Here is a 23,133-nt window from a genome sequence, read left to right as displayed (position 1 = left end):
TGATAAAATTACCTTAGGTAAAATAATTTCATCTGTTAAGAAAATTGCTGATTTTTATGATTAAATATAGTATAATTAATTTGTCCGTAAGGACAGTTTCTACGTTTTTTATGCAACGTTAAGGTGTGTTTGGGGTTATTAACCGCTATATAAATCAAAAAATAACTCTACACCCAGACACTTAAAGCGGTTTAGGGTTATTTTAAAAGCCAATTAAGAGGATTAATTAGTTTTTAAAATAACTTTTTTCTTTTTAAATGATATATATTAACTATAAAAATATCTAAGAACAAGGTTTCTTAGATATTTTTAATTAAAGATCGAAATAAAAGATAATGATAAACTTAAAAAAATATTAAAAATGCGATATATTTATATATGATATTATTTAAAAGAAAGCAGGGCAAAAATGAACAAACCAATTATTCTTATTGTGGGACCAACAGCAAGTGGAAAAACTGACTTGTCGATTATGTTAGCTAAAAAAATTAATGGTGAATGTATTAACACTGATGCCACTCAAATTTTTAATGGATTAGATATTGCTACTAATAAAATTTTGTCCTCTGAACAAGAAAACATCCCTCATCATTTATTATCAACAATTGATTTAAATAATAATTATTCAATTAGTGACTTTCAACGGGCAGGACGCAAAATTATTAATGAAATTTGACAACGCCATAAAATCCCGATTGTTGTTGGGGGAAGTGGCTTATATATTAATGCCTTACTAAAAGATTATCATTTTGATAACCATCAGCGTGATCCCCAATTTGCCCAACAATATGAAAAATATTCCAATCTTGCCTTATGGCAATTATTACAAAGCACTGACCCAGTAGAAGCCAAGCGTACCCATTGTAACAATCGTAAACGTGTCTTACGAGCCTTACAATATTTCCAAGAAAATAAGAGCCTAAAATCAGCCAATGATGATGCCAAAAACAGATGATATTATGAACCTTATATTATTGGTTTAAATCCTGATAAAGCTGAACTACACGAACGAATTGAAACCCGTGTTGATAAACTAACTGCGCGCGGGTTATTTGCGGAAGTAGCAGCTGCGTATGAATATTGTCATTTTGATGAAACTAAACAAAGTATGAAAATAATTGGTTGTAAAGAAATCATTGCTTATTTAAAAGGTAAAATTACTTACCAACAAGCAATTGACCAGATGGTGTATGCTAACAAAATATATGCAAAAAAGCAGTTGACATGGTTTCGAAATCAACTGCCAACTACTAATTGATATGCCTTTTCTTATCAAGATTTTTTAACTGTGACGCGCCAGATTATTAATGATTTAGAAGCTAGTAACTATTTACCTTCGCAATAATTAATATATTAAAATTGTTTTTTAACCAGTAAACTAAATCGACAATCATTTTTACAATTGAAATTCAAATTAAAATAATTAAAATTCATAAAATAATATTTTCTTTTTTCAGATATTTTTTGACAAAAATAGCACCAATTGTCCCACCAACAGTTCCTACTAACATCGGAACTAAGATATTTGTCATCACAAGGGTGTCTAAAAAGTAGTTGTGGTTAACCATTGTGGGTTCAATAATAATTGCTAATAAACTGGTAATCATAATAATTGAGTGCGAAATTGGGGTTGAATCCTTAATATTTAACTTCACAAACAGTAATAAGAAAGGCATAATAATGACTCCATCACCCATTCCGGTTAAGGAAGTTATCATTGCGGCAACAAAAGAAATTGCTGCTAAGGAAAAAAATATTTAAATATTTTTGGGGATTATCACTTAAAACAATATGGTACCATTTTTTAACCAGTTCTTTTTGAACTACAGTTTTCTTTTTTAACAAATACTGGTTAATAATTAATTGAATTGAAATATAACTTAAGAGAACTACAATGATGATCGTCTTAATTCTCTCATTAATTTTATCATTAAGTCAGTTTCCAAAAAAACGGTAGGGATTGTGCAATTATTAACCTCACTAAAATTACGGGATAGTTTAGTTTCTTCTTAAGAGCACTAATAATTTAAATGGTCAAAATACAATTTCACCATTAAAAATGGTCTAAGAAGCGTTAGAAAAAGTTTTTGGGAATGTTATTTTATTGTTAGAAATTACCGCTATCTTTACCTTTATTATTGTAGCCTTTATCTTGGTTGTTTTAATTAACATGACAATTGAAGAAAACAATTATAAAGCAGCAATTATGGCAACAATGAAAGCAATGGGATATTCGAATGGTAAGGTTTTAACCTATGTTTTAGCCTGATATATCTTTGCTTTTGAAAAATTGGACTCGGATTGCCATTCCTAATCTCTTATGGTGCCTGAATTATTATTGTTCGCTTAATCTTTAACATGACGGGAATTCTCTTTACCTTTGCTTTTTCATGACAAAGTATTGTAATTGTAGTGTTAGCATTATTAGCTTTAACCGTGGCAGAAACAGTCTTTATCTTATTGCGAATGAAAAAACAAAACGGTTAATTGACTTAACAAAAGGGCAATAAATACTCCTTGTGAGTGTTTATTAAATAATTTGTCAGTTATTTGACAGTTAAAGGGGAATGTGATAAGGTAAGAATAATTATTTACTAATTATAAATTTATAAAATATTGAATATTTTTATAAAAAACTAATAAAAAAAATAAAATTTTTTGAAAATTTTTATGAATTTTATGAAATTTGCGATATAATGAATTTGTAGTTAAGAAGAAACGGTTAAAACTATGAAAAATATTACTTATTAATTCACGGTCCATGTAAAAAATAATTGATTCTATGTTTAACCTTGCTATCAAGACTACAAAATTGAGAAGTAATTATATTGTTTTGATGAGAAATAATGATAATAGTATAAAAATTTAAGGTCAAATATGCTGTCTGTATTGGTCTGTATTGGTCTGTATTGGATAAATAATTTATTTATATCTAAAAAATGCTTGTTAAAATAATAAAGTTCATTAAACAATATAAGTACTAAAAAAATCTATATGTTGCCTTTGGGGGTCTCTTTTACAAGAGGCTCTTTTTTAATGGGAAGGGGAGGTTTTTCTGAGGATAGGGGAGAAAAAACATAGTAACCAGCATAAAATATTAATTTTAGTTTATAATATATAATGATTAGGAAAAAGGGGATTCAAAATGAGTGATCAAATCGAAAAACATTTCAGTGATAATTTAAAAGGCCAAGAACGATTAATGTTTGATGCTTTACTAAAGAGTTATTTTCTTGATGATGACCAGTTAGATTATTTGCATCAATACTATAAACCAATTTTTACCATTTCGGATAATGAAGATTGCATTTGCTTTAGCGGGAAAAAATACCAAGATTGTTGTAAGCCATTAGTATTAGCAACTCCCCATGCACGGGATGAATATCTGTCAATTTTACAAGCAATTAGTGATTCCCAGTTAAAAGAACAATATGTTTATCAAGAAAAAAAACATTATACTAACGTTCGCAATCATCAACAACAAAATGAATGCATTTTAAGAGATTGTCAAAATCCGGTTGTTCGCAATGATCTTTATAACCCTGAGTTAATTAAAGGGAATTATTTTATTGATCGTTATCAAGAAAAACATTTTTTTAAAAATATTAAGAATAACTTTTTAGCATTAGAAGAAAGTACAGAGGATTGTCCTTATTATTTTTATTTACTTTGTCAAAATCATAGTGATGAATATTTAAATAATCCAAAGTTATTAACTCCCCAGTTAAAAGCTTTATTAATGAACATTGGTAATAACTTAATTGACCACCAGGTTTGTTATGAAACCTTTATTAATTTTTACCAGTTACTAAGTGTCGCTGAACAAGTAATCTTAACTTTAAAAATTCGGAAACTTATTAAACTCCATTTAATTTATGAATTAGAATTATACCGCTTAGTTAATGATTTAGATAATACTAATAAAAGCTATCTTAAACACCAAATTGTACTCAAAAAACCATTAACCTCATTTATTATTAATGATATTTTATTAGCGCAAATTACCCCGATTACTTTTCAAGCGATTAATTCCCCAAACAACCCATTTTTACCAAATAAATTATTATTTGTAATTAACACGGTGGAAAATAACACGGGGGTTATTAACTTTTATTATCATAAAAATAACCGGATTTATAATTTATACTTTAATGAATGAACAGAAAAAATTAAAAATGAAAAAGAATGGTTAACTTATAGTTCAAGTTTAATTATTAACCAAGCTAACCACATATTAATTAACCAAAAGTATTATGATAAATTAAATAGTAAAACAAAAGAGTTAATTAATATTTATTATTACAATCGCTTTGAACAACCCCGCAATAGTGGGGAAGAATTAATGTTACAAACATTTATTAATAATTTTAATAAAGGGATTAATAATATTAAATAGAAGGGGGGGGAACCACATGACAACAATTGGGTGAGTATTTATTGGCTTATTTATCGGATTATCACTAATTTTTCTTGGTTTTTTAATATGGTTTAACTATAAGAAAAAACACCTTATTTTTGAAATTTTTAAAAAATTAGAAGTTGATAACCAAAGTTTTATTAATAATGATTATCCCCAACTAACCGTTAATCCAATTAAAGTTAAGATTAAATTACAACGAAATGAAGTGGTATATTATACAACAGCAATTAGCAGTTATTTAATGCCCTTATTAGACAAAAAACAAGTTAGTAACTATTCTAAATCTAAATATGTAATTGAATTTCCGGGGGGAATTAACGTTGGTTATACCGGGAAAAATCGTTTTTTAAAAAATCCTGTTCCAGTTGTTTTTCAAGAAGGGTATTTATTTATTACCAACCAACGAATTTTAATTGTTAACCCCGAAATTACTACGATTTGGGAGCTAACAAAAATTACTAACTTAGAATTATCAATAATTCGGATTAATCAGCGCTTATACCAGGGATTTTTCTTATATTATGAGCAAAGTAAGTATTTTATCATTAGTAATGATTTAAAAACACCATATTTAATTAAAAAAGTACAAACAGAAGGGGAGTAGCAACATGGAAATTGGATTTATTATTTTCTTTGGCGTAATGGGAATTTCAGTATTGATCACTTTAATTTTAGGAATTCTCCAACAAGTTAAAATTCAAAATTATAAAAAGGTTTATCGTAGTTTCCAAGCGGCAATTACTGATCAACACCAAGAATTAACAATCCCTTTACAAGCAATTACCATTGATTATCAACTGCCATCTGATGAAGTGTGTTATGCTAAAGAAGAAGTTGAAGTATATATCTTGGAAAACACCAAAGAAATTAATAATAATAGTTTTTATTTATACCCTCCGGTAAAGCCCAAACAACCCCAATATAAAATTGAAAATTTAAATGGCTATATTAACTTAAAATCACCGCACCGTGCAAGAAGATACAATGGAAATCTATATGTTACTAATAAACGAGTGCTAATTGATGATATTAAAACTTATAAAATAATCTGGTTAAAAGATATTATTTATTTCTATCCAAGCATTTTTAATCTTAATATTGCGTTTGAAGTTGGTTTTTTCATTAGTACCAAGAATAATATTTATAAGTTTTTAACAAAAAATGTTAAAATATCAATGATCCTATATAAACTATTATTACAACAACAAAAATTAATTACCACAGAGAAGGGAAGTTAAAATGGAATTACATATAATATTAGTTTTTACCTTAATTTTAGCGTTAGCATTGTATGTTTTTAATTTTTTATTCATGATGCAATATCATCGCCAACGGGGTGTTAAAGACTATAATCAAGAATTTCGGTGAACTGCGATGCTTAGTTTTATTTTTATTTTTATCTATGCTGTTTTAACCCCCATTATTATTTTTATTATTGTTGATTATATTTTATTATTAACGATCCCCGATACTGCTCCGGTTTTTTCTTACTTATATGTTATTATTGGTTTAATTGATTATGGTTTAATCTTAATTTATTTAATAATTCAAACCCAATGTTTGAATAGTTTATGAATTAAAGTTAATGACAATGTTATCTTCTTTTTAGATGAAGAAATCCCGCTGAAAGCTATTGTTGGAATTGCTGTTAAGGGAATCACGAAAAAATTAATTTATAATGTTGATGGGGAAACCGATAAAAAAACAATCATTGGCAAAAAAACTTTTTCCTTCTTACAAGCAATAAAAACTTCTAATAATGAATAAAATTTGATTAGATTTTAATCAAATTTTATTCATTATGACAATTATATGATAGAAACATCTACTTCCTAAAAGCGAAAAGATTGAAAATAAACTTATTTTTATAATATATAAAAATTAAATCTAGTAAATATTTCTATAAAAATTGATAAATTTATTAGGAAATTAATTAAAGATTGCCTTATCAACATACTAACTTATTATTAATATTTAGTATTTTAACAATCAATATTCTGGGAATGTGGTGGTTTGTTACAAACCAATAAATAATTTAAATCTCCTATTCTTTTTTTTATTTATTTTTTTTATTAATTGCTTTATTAACAGCAGCTTCAATTAATTTTTCAACTTCATTAATTGATAACACGACAGTTTTATTAACTTCTTCTTTATTAGGTACTTTCTTATTAGTTGTTAATTTTGCTGTTGTTAATTTTTTATTAGCTGATGTTTTTTTACCATTATTATTAGCCGTTTTATCAACTTGAGATAATGGTTTATCCGCTGATTGTGATTTCGATGCAGGAAAACCGGATTTTTTTTGTTTATTAGGTGTTAATTGTTTTTTTGTCATTTCAGGATTTAACTGATGATCTAAATCAGCATCTGCTAAGATTATGGCTGATAAGGTATTATTATTGTCATCTTTATTATTAGGAACATTTTTATTAAAATGACGATTAGCTTGGTAAGCATGATCAATAATTTCTCTTAACCCCGAATTTGACGAATTAAGAGCAGGGGAATTAGCAGCTGGCTGATGACCAGTAATAGCTGCTCTTAAACGAGCCATTTTTGCTTTAATATCATTTTCATCCACACCGGTTGACATCCCCTCTTCTGTTTCTAATCCTAATTTTGATTTTAACAAAGCATTATTTTTTTTGGCATTTTGTAAGATGTATTGAATTGTCCCCTTTTCCGCATTTACTGATTCAACAGTCGCAATTGTTGGATTTAACATGCGACTCATTTTTGCTTTAATTTTTATTTCATTAGCTGAAGATATTGCCCGGTTAGTATTTTCTGAACATTCATGAATTTTTAAATGAATTAGACAAAAAGTTGGTTTTCCCATAAAATTGATTCCCCTTTTCTGTTGTTTTGCTACCATATTACTTAATATTATTATATCCTATTTTATTTTTTTAACAAATTGCGTTCTAGAAAATAAAAAAAAATGCTGCTTTACTTAAGATTTTTCTAATCAGCATTCTTTATAATTGAATTATCTTATTGTCCAAAATAAATGCTATTTAAATTAGCATAATAATAGGGTGATGAACTACATCAGAACGAATATTCTTGACGTTGGAATGCTCAATAGATGTTGTGATCATCATGTCATAAATAGAATCAAACCGCCATAATTTGACTCCCAACAACACTCCCACTTTTTTTACATTCTCATGTGGCGGGTGAAGTTTCGGGATTATTTAAAGCAATATTTGTTGTTGTCGTTTTCATCTTAGTAAGACTGCCCTCCTCTCCTCAGGCATGAACACTTAATGAACCGTTTAAGGTTACATACGGATATTTTTTAACAAAACTATCTCAACTATCAGCATAGTCAAAATAATCTAATAAGATATGAGTTTCCGAATGGAGATCACTAGAAGAAGTTCCATTATAAGACTGATGTGATTTAAAACCAATATTAATTTGGAATGGGGCGGTTGAATTATTTCGTAAGATCATTGTTATTGTGGCATGGCCAAAATATTTTTTTGTGTGGGTTCCATCAATTGTAATTGTTGTTTTAACAGCACTATTGTTAGGAGGAATTTTTGTGGTTGTACTAACAGTAATTCCGGTGGTTTCCACAGCAGCTTTCAGAACAGGATTCATATGAGGATCATTTGTAATTGCTTTAATCAGTTCTTCTTGACTAACACCATTAATAGTATAATCACCATATGTTGAATAATCACCATTAAAGTAACTTAAATCAATTGTACTAGCATTTATTAATAATGTTATTTTTGCTTGCCCTTTATAATGTTCAGTATTATCAGCATTAATAAAAATTGTTATTGGATGGGGGTGATTATCATAAATTAGTTTTGAATCTGTCGTGAAGGTTAGACCTTGTAAGGTTAAAATATTTTTTAAATCAGTTGCTAAACCATTGACTTTTGTTAAGGCATCTAATAATTCTTTTGAATTTAAATCAGGTTCGACAATTGGCGGTGAACTTGTTAAATCTTGGTTTCAATTGGTAATATCTGTTTTTGGATAAACCATTGAAATTAAAATTTTAGCCGTTCCGGTATAATCTTGTGATTGATCGGCATTAATAGTAATTTCAATGTCATGGATTAAATCATCTTGGGGTAATTTCGAATTTGTGGTAACAATTACCTTCGGATCATTAATGGCACTTAGAATCACCGGATTAGTTTGTTTAATTTGTTTTAACGCTTTAATTAAAGATGGTGAATCAACATTAGTACTAATAATGTTTCCATAAGTCGTATAGTTTCCCCCATCCTTACTAATGTCAATTTTACTTGTTTTGGCCATTAGTTTAATTGTGGCAGTACCTGTATAATCTAAAGTTCGATAAGCATTTAAACTAATATCAAGTTCATGAGGTAAACCATCATCTGGTAAATTAGAATGAGTAGCAATTAACAAGTTACTTTCTTTTAAAACATTTAAAGTTGTTTGGTTAATACCCTGCACTTTTTGCAACGCATTTCGTAAACTTTCTTCATCCGTATTTGTTTCAACTACGGGTGGTTTTGCGGTTAAATCTTGGCTGAGAGTGTTAATTTTCATTTTACCAGCAATGGCTGAAATCATAATTGTCAATCTTCCACTATAAGCAAGTGTATTAGTAGCATCCATTGTTACTTTTAATAAATGACATTGACCATCATCCGGTAATTGCGAAGCAGTAGTTAAAATAATATTAGCATCTTGGGCCGCGGCAATTAAATGTTTATCCATGCCTGCTACCGAAGTTATTAAGTAAACTAAGCTATTAAAACTAGTATCATGAATTGTAACTGATGATGATGTTGTATAATCATTTTTTAAATTAGAAATATCAAATTTATCCGAAATTAAATTTAACTGACAATTAAGTTGTCCTTTAAAGTCATTTGTATTATTGGCATCCAGCGTAAAATTAATTGGGTGGGGGAAACCATCATCAATCATTTTTCCCTTAATGTTAATAACTTTAATCCCCTTCTCACGTAAGGCACTTGCTAAATTAGAATTCAAATTGGGTAATAATTTTAGGTCATTTAATAAATTAGTTGGATCAATGTTAGCAATATGAACATCATTATTATGGGTAAAGTTACCATCTAACCAGGAAATATCAAATTTATTGGATTTAATATTCATCGTAATGCTGGTAATTCCTTCAAAAATCTCGGAATGTTGTGCATTAACATTAATTTTCATTAAGTGATATCCCCCATCATATTGGAGCGGATCACTAGTTGTTAAAATTGTGGTATTATCATTAATTGCACTTTGTAAATCAGGGTTTAAATTTGGTATATGCTGAACAGCGGATAATAATTCTTTTGAGGAAGTATTATGAATAATTGCTTTGGTTTTATAATAATCACCCCCATCGTGGGAAATATTAATCCGACGGTCAACATGGGCTTGGGGATGGTTTAAATCTTCAAACAGTTGTCACCCACCAATTCCTAAACCAAACAGTAAAGTCCCAATTAACAATGAAATGATGGTAAAACGATGATTTGATCTTAAAAATAATGTTTTAAAATAATGTTTATGTTGGTTAAAAACATTTGTTTTATAATATTTTAATTGTTGCTTATTAAAAAAATAAGCAAGTTCTTTTTTTGTAGGTTCTAACGAAAATGGTGAACTAACCGGGACAAGAGGTCAAGGTTTGACGTTGACAAGAGAATTTTTATTTACTTTAACATCAAGAATTTTTTTGCTTTCTTTAAACTTCTTAATAACTAAACTAGTAGGTAAAGCTACTGTTTTGGTTTGAAAATTAACTTGCTGCGGATTTTCTCTTAAATTATTTCTTGTAAATAATCCAAAAAAATGTTTTTGACATTTAAAGATAATAACAGGGTTAATTTTATTTTCTTCACTAAAATTATCAGTTGAAGTAACGTTAAAAATAATTAAATCTTTAATATCATTTTTTGTTTTTAAAAAATTAATAATTTTTTGATAACATTTTTTACATAATTTAGATTGATTATGTTGGCTTTCCATTTATTTTCCCTCCTTTATATTATGTAAGTTTTTCATTTTTTTCAGATGTTAATAAAAGAAAAGTACCAAACAGATTAATTTTTGTTTGGTACTTTTCGTACTCTCATTAACTGCTTTTATTATAATTGAAAAAAATAAATTTTGCAATTAATATTTTAGAAATGTTCTCATAAGTTCGAATAAAACTAGTTAATTGTTCTTTATATTCATAAAATAACTTATTGTTTACCTCAAGTTTCTTTAAAGGCATTGGCAAAATTTCAGTTATTTTTTGCATCATAATTAACAGCTCATGTCATTAGTTCCCGCGCATTAACATGGTTGTTAACTAAAAGATTATAAGCTTTTTTAATATCGGCTTTGGTAGCATACCCACTACCAGCTGCACTTGGAGTTGCAGGAAGACCAATTACTAATTTATCAGCTGTAATTTGGGCAAAAATATTGACGCCCCTGTCATTGTTGTCATGAATGAAACATCAATTACTCAACATTTTTCATACTAATTTGATCATTTCATTCATACCAATAACCAACTAATAATGGTTTATTTGCTAACGAATTAATTGAATGACTAGTTTAAAAAAAGATTATATTTTAATTTAATATAATCTTTTTTAATGTTATTTATGTTGTTTTATTAAGATAGTTTTAAAAATTTTATTATATTAATTAAGTTATTTTTAATTTCGATTAACATAGAAGGCAACTACAATTTGGGAATAATTCATTAATTTTTGTTTTAACCCTTCTTGGGAAATTCCAATGATAACATTTAATGGTTTGCCATGTTTACTAACAGCTCCTGATAATGATATTCCTGATACACTAAATTTTTGCTAAGTTAACATTAAAGTTAGTTAATTGTAATTCATCATCGCTAATATTAAATACTTGTAATAAATTAATTAAAAATTTATAAAATACCTCTGCGGTTACTTTATTAGCATCAAACGGTCCTTCATCAGTTCAAACATAAGAACTATTTTGGGGTAATGACGATAATGCTTTACCACTTGTCACTTGTAGCATCGTTTAACGCTCCGCTTAATAACGTTAAAATTGATTTATCATCATTTCAAGTAACATGTTTCATTAAATCAGTTAAGTCGGTATCTTTATTTAAAAAGTTAATTAATTCTGTTTGCACAATATTATCTAAATTAATGTGGGCACACGAATAATTAATATCGAATTCATCATATAGTCTCTGATAATTTGGATTTTTATCAATAATAATATCTTCCCCACTAAAATATTTCATAATATTCCTTGATAACTTCGCCATTGATTCAGTTTGAAATTGTTTAATTTTATCAGGATTATTTATCACAATAAAACTAAAGGTAAACTTATTAATTGAAGTTATTTCTTTATACTTAACTGTATAGTTAATATTAAGTTGGTAGTTAACAGCTTTTAAACCATCAATCCCGACACCCGGATTTAAATTATGTAAATCTTCTAAATTAATAAAATTTAGGGTACTAATATTTTTCTCCAGGTTTCAAGTTAAGGGATAACTGTTAACATATACGTTGGAGTATTCTTGAGCAATTTTAATATTAATTTGGTCTAAATAGTTTTTAAAAATAGTATTAATATTATTAATCCCCTGATTAAAATTACTATCAGCAATATCAATAACCGCAGTTGGTTCTTGTTTATTAACTTTATTGAAGAAATTAGCAAACACCTCTGAACCATATTGCGTAGTATCAACATATTGGTTAGAATTTAAAAAGTCTAAAAAATATTTATTAGTTTTGTTAACAATATTATTTAAAACTTTGGCATCTTTGGTTGTTGTAGCACCTGAAGTAGCATTATTTGTTTTAGAACCGGTACAAGCAATTAGTGTCGTTATTGCTCCAGCTGTTAAACTAATCGTACCTAAAATTATTAATAGCTTTTTCATACTATCCTCTCCTTTAATAAGTTATTTTTGATTATGGGTAATTTTTTGATTTAAAAAATTAAAAGTAAACTCCGCAGTTGAAATTTTAGTGACCGGAATTTTATATTTAAGTGCAAAATTAGTGATATAAAATAGTGATAGGGGGGATGAAATGATAAAAAATAACCGATTAGTATTTTTATCATACCAATTAACTACTTTATTGACTGTTAGGAACCGCGAAATTAAGTCCAGACGTTTACATTCAATAAAGTAAGTGTTACTAAGGTTAAACTGTTTGAAATTACCAGTATAATATTGAGTACCATTCATCACCATTGTAAATTCATCAATATAGTCTTTAATTTCATTTAACAAGTGAGATGAAAAGAAGACTGTTTTACCCCGTAATGTTAATGCTTTTAAATATTTAATTATTTTTTCCCGGTTTTCAACATCTAATCCCGCTTCAGGTTCATCTAAGATTAAAATTTCGGGATCATGGATAATTCCCTGAATAATCATCACCCGCTTTTTCATACCTGAAGAAAATGAATTAACATCTTTGTTTCGTGAATCTCAGATTCCTAAGGACTTCATTAAGTATTCCAATCGATAGTTTAAATATTTCCCATGGATTCCGTTAGCTTTACCAAAGTTTTTTAAAAAACTTCAGGCACTAATATTTTCCGGGAATGTAATATACTCGGGAACATAACCAATTTTTTGTTTGGCGGCAATTTTCCCCGCCTTCTTACCTTCGATTGTAATTGAACCCTTATATCCCTTTAATCCTCCAATTAGCGATTTAATTAAAACTGTTTTTCCACTTCCGGATGCTCCTAAAATAGTATGGAGCTTTCCTTTGGCAACATTGAAATTAAAGGGTCCAATGGTATTTTTTTTAAATTTTCGAACAAAATTATCAACAATAATAACTGGTGCATTAGTTAGCTTTGTGATATTTTGTTTTCTCATACTTCACCTCCCTTCCGTGCTATGTAATATTTTTACGTTGTAAAATTATGGTGGATAAAATAATTAACCCGGCAGCTAAGTAAAGATAAATATTTCGAATCAAGGCAATGTTTAAATAAGACTGATAATTAAGATCAATTTTATTGGCAGCTGTTAACTTTAAAGGAAAATTTTGATAACTCATTAGTAAGTTTTTTTGGTTATCAAAATCAATATGACTATTTTCTAACGGAGCAAAACCTACTGGTAAATAAGAAAGTGAACTTGTTCAAATTTGGTTTCAATGTTCAATAATATTTACTTTCGAAATTAAACTATATTTTTCCGATAATGATTGATATTGTTTTAGATTATTAGTAATTTTCACTGGTTGAGTTTGAATTATTTTATAATCATAAACTTTTTGAATAATATTTTTTTCAAGTTCCTGAGTTACAAATAAAACTGGGTTTTGAAAAAAATCTTTAAATTTTTGTTTAAATGTTTGATCATTAATAACATAGTAAGGCAGTGACCCACCATTATCTTGTTGATAAAAAGTTTGAAAAATATCAATGGTGTTAATACCTTTATCATTAATTGTTGGTTCGGGATCACAACTACCATACACATTAAAATAAGTTTCGTTGGGATCAAAGGTTACTAAAGAATTAAAATAAAATAATCTTAAATTATAATATGTACTTCAATCAAAGTTTTGAGCATAATAATTAACTAATTGTTTAAGTTCTTGTTGGTAAGGATTATCATCTAATTCCTCAATCGTTTTAAAAGCAAACTTGTTAGTAACTGTAACATTAATATTAGTATCTTTTCCATTGGTAACATTCGCAGTGATAATAGTACTAATTGATTGACCATTAAAAGTTCCCTTTCAAGCTGAAACATCAGTTCCCGTTAGTTTATTCAGTTGCTGAGATTTTGTTAAGTCAAAAACTTGATGGTATAAATTATCTAATCGTTCAGTGTGAGAATTATTATCATCATTATTTGCAAGAATTAAATTTATTGTTGGAAGATCTTTTTGCATGTAAAAATCATAAATTGCTTTTGAGATTTTTGGATATTTAACCTTTTCTTTTTCAACATTTTCATGAAATAATAGCACATTTTTAATATTCTTGACTTGATAATCTTGGGTCACATTTTCAAAATTTAAACTAATGTTATTACCAATATTCATAATTAATGAATATGGCATCCCCCCGATTAAAAACAAACTACAAAAGATGACATTAATAATTAATACCACTTGGGAATTTAAAAAAGTTGAAGTAAAAATTGTTCCACTAATCGTAAAGTAACTTAACAACAATGAATAAATTAATAATTTTAAAATTAAATTTTTATATAAATTAAAATAATTTTCATTATTAGTAATAACTTCGCCAAGATAACCAATTAAAAACGCGATTAACATGTTAGAACCAAGGAAAAAAAATACCATTAGCCATACTGACAATAACTTTAAAAGAAAAATACTAAAACGAGAATATGGTTTTGATAAAATTAATAAGTATGTTCCATTCACAAATTCTTGACTAAATATTTTCGTAACTACTAATAAAATAAATAAGATTAAAAAGATATTATTAAAGATTAACACCCCATACTGAAAATTAATTATTAAACTTTCAGCTGTTGAAGATGATAAAAAGAGCATTAAACCAGTTCCAATAAATAGTGCGGAAGATAAACCCAATAAAACTCAAATAATAATTGAACTTTTAACTCGTGCAACTGCAAATTTAATAATTGAAAGATTCGAAGCTTTTCGCTTAAATTTTTTTGTTTGTCCAGCGAATACTTTTTCTTTTAGGCCCATAGTTTTATCCTTTTCACTTTTTTATTTAATAATAAGACTTGTTTTTAGAATTGCTGTTCCAAAATAGTTTTCTGTTTGTTCCCCATTAATTTTAACCTAAATTACATGTGGTGCCCTATCATTAGGAATTGGTTGGTCAAAGGTAATTATAATTTTGCTATCTTGTAAAGTACTATATAATGTTTTGGAAATATTGTTATAGACAAGCGGTGAACTTAATAACCCTTCTAGAACACTTTGAAGTGTTCCCGATTTAATTTCAACATCGCCTAAACTACTAATGTCTTGGTTAAAAATACTAATATCATTTTTTGCCCATAACTTCATCCTAACAGTTGCTGTACCAGTATAATGATAAGTATTATTGGCATTTATTTCAATTCGTACATTATGGTATTTGCCATCATAAGATAAAATATATTTAGTTGTTAAAAATGAGCTTGGATCATTAACGGCCATTTTAAGAGTGGCATTTAACGTTGGAATTGATAACACTGCTGTTTTTAATTGCGGACTAGAAGTATCATCAACAATATACTACTAATCAGTATATCGTTGATTCTTGTGTACATGTTTAATACAAAAAGTTAAGACTTATATTTTTTATAGTTTTTGTCCTTTGGTTTAATAAATTAATAAATCCCTTTATATTAATTAATTTTACACAAAAAATAAAAAAAACAAGTTATTTTTGTAAATATTTTTAAAAATTTTTTTGGTATTATAACCACCTGTGTTAAATAACTTGCTTATTTTAAGAAAATATTTGATTAACTACTAAATGTAATATTATCAATATTAAAAATATAAGATACTCCTTCATTACACAACGTAGAATATTCATTAATTATATATTTTCAATAAAGATTATGTAGTTGAGAAGATTCATAATAATTATTATAAATTTCAAAAGTAAATTGGATAACCTGGTAAGCTGCAGCAAATTGACCGCCAACTTTTAAATCAATAAATGGATCTGCATGACGTGCTATGATACTAGCGGTTCAAACATTTAAAACACTAAGATATTTTTTTGACTTTAAGCATAAAATTTACCAGAAATATTAATTGTTGTTGGATATTTTTTTGAAAAACTATCCATACTATCGGCATAATCTTAAATAGTCTACAAAATTTTTACTCTGTGTCGAATATCAGGATCAGGGCGAAGAAGTCCCATTAAATGATTTTGACTGGGTCACACCAATCTTAATTGTTTGTAAAAGGATCATTGGAATTATTTTTAACGGTTAATTTAATAATTGCTTTGCTAAAATAGGTTTTAGTATTAGTTGCATCAATCGTAATTTGCACAACGGTTGGTTAATTATTAGGAAGAATTTTGGTTGTTGTTGTAACAATAATACCTCTCGAGGCAACAGCAGATTTAATCACTGGATTCATCTTAGCATCACTATTAATTGCGTTAATTAATTCTGCTTGACTAGTATAATTTATTGAATAACTTCCATCTTGGGAAAAATCACCACTAAAATAAATTAAATCAAGTGTTGCTGCCACTACTAATAAAGTTATTTTTGCTTGCCACTTATAATGTTCAGTATTATTAGCATCCATTGTTACTTTTAATAAATAACTTTTACCATCATTAGGCAATGGTGGGCAACTAACAACACTAATCGAATTTGTTGCCACAAAACTAATTACTCCTAAGATTGCTAATAATGTTTTAATTTTGTTGACTTCTTTGAAAATATTATTGCGAACCTTATAAATAATAATTTTATTTTTTTTACTCTCTCCTAAGAATTTTACCATATTGGCAGAATAAAAATTTATTTTTTCGTAATTAATCATTCAACATTGGCGCTGATTTTTTCTGGTGGTCAGTTTAACCATTCGGATGCTTCAATTTCATCAATGGTTGCTTGGTCAAAACGACATTTTAAAATTTTAGCTAGATTAGATTCATTTAATTTGGCACCGGTTAAGAGAATGTCTTGTTTAAAATGGTAATTAATTTTTTTAATTAACTTTTCAGTGTCACTTGTTAGGGAAGTTGTTAAAAAATTATCCCATGCTAACTGTTCTTTTAAATCATATTTATTAATAATTCCCACTAACCCCACGCCAATTAAGCGAATCGGTGAACCGTTTCATAATTTTTCAAAACAATTAAGGGCTAATGGTAAAATTTCATTAATATCATTTGTATAATGTGACAAAGTAACTTGTTTTGATTGATTTAATACTATTATTTCCTAAATTAATTTCATCATTGCCTTCGCCATTCGCATGGGCCGTTTGGCTGCCAATTAGTTTAACTGGGCAATCGGATTATCATAGTGGGCTAAATCCCCTATTGTTTTAATATTTAAGGTTGCTAATTTTTGGGTGGTAACTTTTCCAACACCTCATAATTTATTAACTGCTAAGGGATGAACAACTAACGCAATATCACTATCACGAATAATAGTAATCCCCATTGGTTTTTTTAAGTCACTTGCTAGTTTCGCCAGAACTTTATTGTAAGAAATCCCAATACTATTACTTAACCCAAGATCTTGGTAAATTTTGCTCTGAATTTCTTTCGCTAAGTTTAAAGCACTATGAAATTTTGGGTAAAGCTCTGTTCTGTCACATCAAGATAACATTTATCAATGGAAGCAACTTCAATTTTATCGGTATAGTTATTAGCAATATAATCAAATAACTTTTGCGCAAAGTTAACATATAATTGGTAATCAAAGTCAACAATCACTAAATCCCTACATAGTTTTTTGGCTTGATATAATGGCATCGCACTTTGAATCCCGTAACTACGAGCCACATAATTAGCACTGACCACAATTGCCCAGCGGGATGGTGAACTCACAACCAGCGGTTTATCTTGCAGGTCCGGATTAATTACACTATGCCTTATAAGCCAAATGGTCCCGTATATTTATAATTTTTTTGAAAGATTCAAGAACAGCCAAATGTATAGGTAAAATTGATACTACACGAATAACGGCGAGCAATTCCTCAATCATAGTATAACTCAGGAAAATCACTTTTTACAAACTTTGTCATTTTTTGTTCATACAAATTCTCTAAATTTTGTTTTAATTTATTATTAACTCCAATTGTTAATAAAAATAACCCAAAACAAATAGTTGCTAATAAGGTAAATATATGAAGTTTATTAATTATATAAATAATATTATTATTTAATAAATCACTGCGAATTTTGACTAATAAGTAAAAAGCAACTCCACAGGCCACAAATAAGTAAAACAAAATATTAAAAATAACGGGTGCTCAGTATAGTCAAAAGCTTAAAAAGCGAACCTGTTTATTCTTTTGGTGAATTTCACTCGCATAAAATAATCTCCCCAACACATAGTCTAACCCCAATCCGGTTAAAGTATATGAACGATTAAAAATTTGTAAATCATTAATTACAAAGGTCTGACGACGATAACAGCGTTTAATTTTAAGCATTTCTGGATGGCTAACAACATTTAAATTAGTAATATTATTCTTTAGCAGATATCTATCAATAATTTGGAGCGCAGTTGTATTTTTAGATGAAGAATAATTTGCATTTGGATCCGGAATTATAATTTTTTGGTAAGTAATTAGTAAATAAGTTAAAAAAATTGCCTGGATAATAATAAAAGCGATTAAAATTGATAAACTAAATTCATCATTAAACAAGAACATTTTTTTCAACTCCTTTGTTTAATTATAACTTGTTTAATACAATAATAGTCCCCTATTTTTTTAAAATTAATGATCTCAACTTAAACTTAATTTAACAAAAAAAAGGATTATTGTAAAATCCTTAGAAATATTTTATTCTTCATTATAATGCATTATATTTACTTAAAATGACATTTTTATTAATGCTTAAACTGTCATCCCCAATTAATTATTCTTCATAATGTGAACTATATACTAAATTTTCATTATTTTGACAATAATCACTTGGCAGTTGGGTAATTGTTGAATTTATAAAATAATAGTAAGTATTATTTGGTATTAGCATTGATAAATCCTTCTAAATGCAATGTTTTGAAATTTAAGATTAACTTTAATTTTTCATTATGATCAATTTTTAAGTGAATAACAATAAACTTAATATTATTATAATAATTTATTAACCACAGAAATTCGGAATGGTGATTTTTTAATTCTAATTTACTAAATAATAGTTGTGGCTTTAAATTTTTCTAGTAATTCATTAATTGACTTTAAAAAGTGGTTGTTTAAAATTTTATCAATTGTTTCCATATTAATCTCCTGGGTAACTCATTTTTGACAATTACCACAATGACATCATAATATTTTTTGTTTCTCATATTTTTCCATACTTTCCTATGGTAATTATAGGACATTTAAAAAAAATAAATATTTATTTTTTATTATCATCACCATTTTCGTTAGCATCTTCGACTAATTCTAACTCCCCATTTTCAAGTTTATGTAAACGTTCTTTGACAACCTGGGATAATGATCCCATTACTCCCCGGTTTAACTTCATTTGTAAAATTTGTTTACGTTGTTGGTCATTGGGATCATTTGCTGCTTTTAATAGTTTTAACCGTTGAGCAGGAGTTAAATGATCAGGGTCAAGAAAATCATCATTATTAATAAAAATTGCTTCTTTGTTAACTTCTGCCTTATTTTGTTTTGCTGCTTGTAAAATATTTTGCAATAATGGATTAAAAGCTCTTCCTTCCTCATTGAAAGAATTAGTTTTCACTTCCTCTGCCATGTCTTCTTTATCCTGATTCTGAACTTTTTTAATTAAATTCGGATTATTAAAAAATCGTCGTTCACCAAAAACTTCATTACTCCCAGCCGTTGGAGTAGCATCAATTACCACGGGATTTGGTTTTTTGATAATATTAGTTAAGGACTTGGGAACTAAAAAATTATATTTTTGTCGTCCCTTTATTTTTGGTTCTTGGCTACGATGACGCAAGAAATTTAATCGTTCTTGCACTGAATTTTGTTTATTGGCTTTTCAACGCTCATGCATTTCATTAACATTTAAAATTGGTTGGGGATTATTATAATTAGTTTCATCATCATTCACAAAACGATTTTTATTTCCTAAGTTTAATTCATCAAGCTCCCCTCCTAATTCTTCTATCTGGTCAATTTCAGCATCTTTAAAATTACGAAGCGGATCAATTACATCATCTTCGGCTAGTTCATCATAGTCACTACTATTAACTTTATCATCAATTAAAGTTGCTGAATAATTATAGTAATCATCCCATGATTCAACATTATTTTCAATTTTTCGTTTATTATCATGCAGTGGTTCAATAGTTGGCTTTTTCATTATTGAAGTTGGTCTTTTAGCAGGGTCAATGTAAGAATTATCATCATCATTTCAATAATCAATAACTTTTTTATTTGACACTTGTAACACCCCATTTAATTTTGTTTTACCATACTTTTAATTAAATATATTATACTATAAAATTGCACTAAATTAAAGATATTAGAATGAATTCTCCATTCAATCGTCTTATGTTGGGACTGGTTAGCTTTGCTGATGCGTTAATTGAAAAAAAATAGGATAATATTACCAACAATAACCATTCTAAAAATTTAATACTAAAAAAAATTAAAACTAAAAATTTATTTAATTTTAATAATTAGTAAAATTAATTTAGGCAGCATTAATTAAAATAGATTACAAGAATAAAATTAAAAATTACAAAATTAGCATTATTTTAAAATGGAGATTATTAATTTTAAATTATATCTAAAATTTAAATTTATACACAATTAGCTCAATTAAATTTAGTCTTAAAAATATTTAAATTAATTAAATTTTAGTAAAAATAACTTAAAAAATTAAGTTATTTTTTTATTGTCTTGTTTGTTCAAAAATAATTTGCATATTATCTAATAAATTTCCTTTAATATATATTAATTCATTATCTAATAACCGACAAGTTGTTTTAACATCTTTTAAGTTATTAACTTTTTTAATAATTTTTTTAAAATCTTTAGCTTTTAATTTATGATAAATATCATCTAAAAACGGATAGTCATTAAATAATGCCAGAAATTTTTTGGTGATCATTTTGTTATGAAAAATTTTGCTCCCATGGCGGAGATAATCTTAATATTCTAATTTAATTATTAATAATTAAATTACTAATAGTTTGTGATTTTCCGGTCCCGTGTGGGCCTTGAATAATTGTATTTTTTTCTAAGGCTTTTTTAATAGCTACTTTTTGTGAAATATCATAATTAATTAATATCCAGCACTGAATTTTCTAATAACTCTGCTTGGTATGCTAACCGATTTTCATCCCAGTCTTCTTCAAGTTGATATTCATTTTTAAAAAGATGGTCAATTGAATTATCGCTAATCTTTTCTAAGTCACAATAATCACGATATAACGTTGTTGATGAAATATTATACATTCCTAAATAACTATCATAAACAATTGCTAACTGACTGGCATCAAAAAGTTGAGAGATATTTTTTTCATAATTGAAAGCATGATCTAATAATAATATTAAATCTTTTTGTTTATAATAATTTAATTTAGTTAAATTATTTAAAGCATTTTTGTTTTTAATTTTGAACGCTAATGTTTGTAAATCTCCCACTGCTTTGGTAAAAATATCATTTGTTAATTATAAAGAATCAAAATTAAATTCAGCAACATTATAATTTCCATCTTTGATTTAACTTAACCGAATAGCAGAGTTTAATAAAATTTCCTCGTGCTTAGTGGCTAATACAATTTTATTTTTGGTGCGACTAATTTCATTAACCGGTCATAATAATAAGGGAGCGCAAAATACTTTTTGGGATTGGGTTAATCCTTCAATGTATGGTCACCAAATATATAAGGGATTAACATCTTTTTCTAATAAATATAATTTAACGTCTTGCAGAATTCGATAAAATTTAGTAAACATTTTATTAACTTCTTCATTAATTAGATTTTCTAATTTTAATAAACTTGCTTTACTAATTTTTTTATTTTCTTTTTTAACAAATAGTTCAAAACTAGAAGCTAAAAATTTATGATAATGTAAAATTGGATATTTAGCAAAACCATGTTGGTTTAAATGCAACAAAAATTCTTCATCATTTTTACTTTTATTAATAAATTCCTCCCAGATAACCACAAATTTCTTTAATCATTTCCGGGTTTTGATTTGATAAAAATAAAAGATCTAAAAAATTAACAACATTTTTGATATTCGACTGGGGTTTTGTTAGAAAAATATATCCAACTGATTTATCATTTAATAATCGTTTTTTATAATCAATTTAAAATTGCTAAAGTATTTTTTCATATTTTGTTTCTTCCTATTGTATATATATTGTTTAAATATTAGCATATTTAAAAAAGGATGTAAATTATTTTAAGATTAATAGTTGGGGTTAAACCAGCAATAATTTTATTTTAATATTTATCTTCTTTGCAAAAATTATTAAAAATAAACTTGTGAAAGGCTTAAAAAAATTAAATTAAATATCTTTTGAAGTTGTTATGATTAAATTAATAGATTTGAAACAGCATTTCTATCACATTTTAAAAAGTTATAACTAACTTTAGAAAGAAGAGGAAACATTATGAAAAAATTAATTATTCTTTTAAGTACGTTAACAAGTGGAATCTTAATGATTAGTGCAACTCCTAATCTAATTAACAATTATCTGTCTGAGCAAAGTAATCTTTTCTTTCAAAATTAGCAGACTCAGTAGTTTTAGTTCTGAATGCCCCGTCAAATTGAAACTACTTAACTATTAATATTATCTGGAACAAGTAGTAAACAATTGTTGCCATCTAGTGGAACCACAATGTATAAATTTACAAATGACTTAAAAATGTTTTTAAGCAAGTTCCCAACATGAAATGAATTTATAGCAAGTCTCCCTGTTCACGGTTTTATTGAACAGATTCTTGGATGTTTCAGCATATTGAACATGAATGAAAAATTGATGACTTAATTAATGCCGCAATTGGTGGTTGCGGAATTATTTTTAATTATAAATTTGCTGTTTGTTAAAAAAAATATAATTTTAGAAAATTAAAA

General features: G+C 27.2%; 26 protein-coding genes. 7 read left to right on the top strand and 19 right to left on the bottom strand.

All coding sequences use genetic code 4. The features are described 5' to 3' along the window. Nucleotides 1-409 precede the first annotated feature (409 nt). Nucleotides 410-1,345: a tRNA (adenosine(37)-N6)-dimethylallyltransferase MiaA gene (gene miaA, locus P344_RS02945; RefSeq protein WP_025317412.1), complete on the top strand. Its 936-nt coding sequence runs from the start codon at nt 410-412 to the stop codon at nt 1,343-1,345. Here miaA and P344_RS02940 read toward each other — a convergent pair. Continuing rightward, nucleotides 1,320-1,736, bottom strand: coding sequence for a TSUP family transporter (locus tag P344_RS02940; RefSeq protein WP_269078627.1), 417 nt, complete (start codon nt 1,734-1,736; stop codon nt 1,320-1,322). The two genes, miaA and P344_RS02940, sit on opposite strands and share 26 nt — an antisense overlap. Nucleotides 1,737-2,104: 368 nt before the next feature. Here P344_RS02940 and P344_RS02935 point away from each other — a divergent pair, with 368 nt between their 5' ends. The 6 genes from P344_RS02935 (at nt 2,105) to P344_RS02915 (ending at nt 6,187) form a co-directional block, all read left to right on the top strand. Further along, entirely contained in the window at nt 2,105-2,314 is a 210-nt protein-coding gene (locus P344_RS02935; protein ID WP_025317410.1) for a hypothetical protein, read from the top strand. Next, complete coding sequence (locus P344_RS06725) at nt 2,302-2,487, top strand: hypothetical protein (protein ID WP_148552305.1); 186 nt, start codon at nt 2,302-2,304, stop codon at nt 2,485-2,487. The genes P344_RS02935 and P344_RS06725 overlap by 13 nt, the downstream gene beginning before the upstream one ends. Before the next feature lie 658 nt (nt 2,488-3,145). Continuing rightward, nucleotides 3,146-4,396: a YchJ family protein gene (locus P344_RS02930; protein WP_025317409.1), complete on the top strand. Its 1,251-nt coding sequence runs from the start codon at nt 3,146-3,148 to the stop codon at nt 4,394-4,396. Between the two features lie 16 nt (nt 4,397-4,412). Further along, a complete protein-coding gene (locus P344_RS02925) occupies nt 4,413-5,024 on the top strand; it encodes a hypothetical protein (protein WP_025317408.1) in 612 nt (203 codons plus the stop codon). 4 nt (nt 5,025-5,028) lie between these two features. Then, nucleotides 5,029-5,658, top strand: coding sequence for a hypothetical protein (locus P344_RS02920; RefSeq protein WP_025317407.1), 630 nt, complete (start codon nt 5,029-5,031; stop codon nt 5,656-5,658). 1 nt (nt 5,659) lies between these two features. Then, on the top strand, nt 5,660-6,187 hold the full coding sequence (locus tag P344_RS02915; RefSeq protein ID WP_025317406.1) for a hypothetical protein: 528 nt from the start codon (nt 5,660-5,662) through the stop codon (nt 6,185-6,187). A gap of 289 nt (nt 6,188-6,476) precedes the next feature. Here the strand turns inward: P344_RS02915 and P344_RS02910 are convergent, their stop codons facing one another. From P344_RS02910 to P344_RS02840, 18 genes are all read right to left on the bottom strand, one after another. Then, nucleotides 6,477-7,262 carry a hypothetical protein gene (locus tag P344_RS02910; protein WP_038677576.1) on the bottom strand — a complete coding sequence of 262 codons (786 nt, stop codon included), beginning with the start codon at nt 7,260-7,262 and terminating at the stop codon, nt 6,477-6,479. Nucleotides 7,263-7,417: 155 nt separating this feature from the next. Next, the gene (locus P344_RS02905; RefSeq protein WP_025317405.1) at nt 7,418-10,405 is read right to left on the bottom strand and encodes a hypothetical protein; all 2,988 of its coding nucleotides are present in this window, start codon (nt 10,403-10,405) and stop codon (nt 7,418-7,420) included. Nucleotides 10,406-10,623: 218 nt separating this feature from the next. Next, nucleotides 10,624-10,929 carry a glycoside hydrolase family 18 protein gene (locus tag P344_RS02900; protein WP_025317404.1) on the bottom strand — a complete coding sequence of 102 codons (306 nt, stop codon included), beginning with the start codon at nt 10,927-10,929 and terminating at the stop codon, nt 10,624-10,626. 304 nt (nt 10,930-11,233) lie between these two features. After that, entirely contained in the window at nt 11,234-11,437 is a 204-nt protein-coding gene (locus P344_RS02895) for a hypothetical protein (RefSeq protein ID WP_025317403.1), read from the bottom strand. Continuing rightward, the gene (locus P344_RS02890) at nt 11,415-12,323 is read right to left on the bottom strand and encodes a hypothetical protein (RefSeq protein WP_025317402.1); all 909 of its coding nucleotides are present in this window, start codon (nt 12,321-12,323) and stop codon (nt 11,415-11,417) included. Before P344_RS02890 ends, P344_RS02895 begins: the two co-directional genes overlap by 23 nt. Before the next feature lie 21 nt (nt 12,324-12,344). After that, nucleotides 12,345-13,280 carry an ABC transporter ATP-binding protein gene (locus P344_RS02885; RefSeq protein ID WP_025317401.1) on the bottom strand — a complete coding sequence of 312 codons (936 nt, stop codon included), beginning with the start codon at nt 13,278-13,280 and terminating at the stop codon, nt 12,345-12,347. A gap of 19 nt (nt 13,281-13,299) precedes the next feature. Then, nucleotides 13,300-15,105 (bottom strand): ABC transporter permease, encoded by a 1,806-nt coding sequence (locus P344_RS02880; RefSeq protein ID WP_025317400.1) that lies wholly within the window; start codon nt 15,103-15,105, stop codon nt 13,300-13,302. Between the two features lie 96 nt (nt 15,106-15,201). Next, nucleotides 15,202-15,600 carry a hypothetical protein gene (locus P344_RS02875; RefSeq protein ID WP_025331874.1) on the bottom strand — a complete coding sequence of 133 codons (399 nt, stop codon included), beginning with the start codon at nt 15,598-15,600 and terminating at the stop codon, nt 15,202-15,204. An 828-nt stretch (nt 15,601-16,428) separates the two neighbouring features. Then, nucleotides 16,429-16,923 (bottom strand): hypothetical protein, encoded by a 495-nt coding sequence (locus P344_RS02870; RefSeq protein ID WP_025317398.1) that lies wholly within the window; start codon nt 16,921-16,923, stop codon nt 16,429-16,431. After that, nucleotides 16,902-17,291, bottom strand: a complete 390-nt coding sequence (locus P344_RS06060) for a DinB/UmuC family translesion DNA polymerase (RefSeq protein ID WP_025317397.1) — start codon at nt 17,289-17,291, stop codon at nt 16,902-16,904. Before P344_RS06060 ends, P344_RS02870 begins: the two co-directional genes overlap by 22 nt. Nucleotides 17,292-17,381: 90 nt before the next feature. After that, entirely contained in the window at nt 17,382-17,720 is a 339-nt protein-coding gene (locus P344_RS07870) for a Y-family DNA polymerase (RefSeq protein ID WP_025331873.1), read from the bottom strand. Next, nucleotides 17,666-17,941, bottom strand: coding sequence for a Y-family DNA polymerase (locus P344_RS07865; RefSeq protein ID WP_025317396.1), 276 nt, complete (start codon nt 17,939-17,941; stop codon nt 17,666-17,668). Before P344_RS07865 ends, P344_RS07870 begins: the two co-directional genes overlap by 55 nt. Before the next feature lie 44 nt (nt 17,942-17,985). Then, nucleotides 17,986-18,771 (bottom strand): hypothetical protein, encoded by a 786-nt coding sequence (locus P344_RS02860; protein WP_025317395.1) that lies wholly within the window; start codon nt 18,769-18,771, stop codon nt 17,986-17,988. 691 nt (nt 18,772-19,462) lie between these two features. After that, nucleotides 19,463-20,482, bottom strand: coding sequence for a hypothetical protein (locus P344_RS02855; RefSeq protein WP_025317394.1), 1,020 nt, complete (start codon nt 20,480-20,482; stop codon nt 19,463-19,465). A gap of 453 nt (nt 20,483-20,935) precedes the next feature. Beyond that, nucleotides 20,936-21,154, bottom strand: coding sequence for a hypothetical protein (locus P344_RS02850; protein WP_025317393.1), 219 nt, complete (start codon nt 21,152-21,154; stop codon nt 20,936-20,938). 52 nt (nt 21,155-21,206) lie between these two features. After that, nucleotides 21,207-21,317 carry an AAA domain-containing protein gene (locus P344_RS08085; RefSeq protein WP_408069014.1) on the bottom strand — a complete coding sequence of 37 codons (111 nt, stop codon included), beginning with the start codon at nt 21,315-21,317 and terminating at the stop codon, nt 21,207-21,209. Nucleotides 21,318-21,324: 7 nt separating this feature from the next. Continuing rightward, nucleotides 21,325-21,690, bottom strand: coding sequence for a hypothetical protein (locus P344_RS02845; RefSeq protein WP_025317392.1), 366 nt, complete (start codon nt 21,688-21,690; stop codon nt 21,325-21,327). A 78-nt stretch (nt 21,691-21,768) separates the two neighbouring features. Beyond that, complete coding sequence (locus P344_RS02840; protein ID WP_025317391.1) at nt 21,769-22,218, bottom strand: DUF4011 domain-containing protein; 450 nt, start codon at nt 22,216-22,218, stop codon at nt 21,769-21,771. Nucleotides 22,219-23,133: the final 915 nt, after the last annotated feature.

Origin of the sequence: Spiroplasma mirum ATCC 29335 (assembly GCF_000565195.1) — a bacterium.
Taxonomy (GTDB): Bacteria; Bacillota_I; Bacilli_A; order Mycoplasmatales; family Mycoplasmataceae; genus Spiroplasma; species Spiroplasma mirum.
The sequence above is the reverse complement of the archived record's forward strand: the minus strand, read 5'-3'. Positions and strand labels throughout refer to the sequence as shown.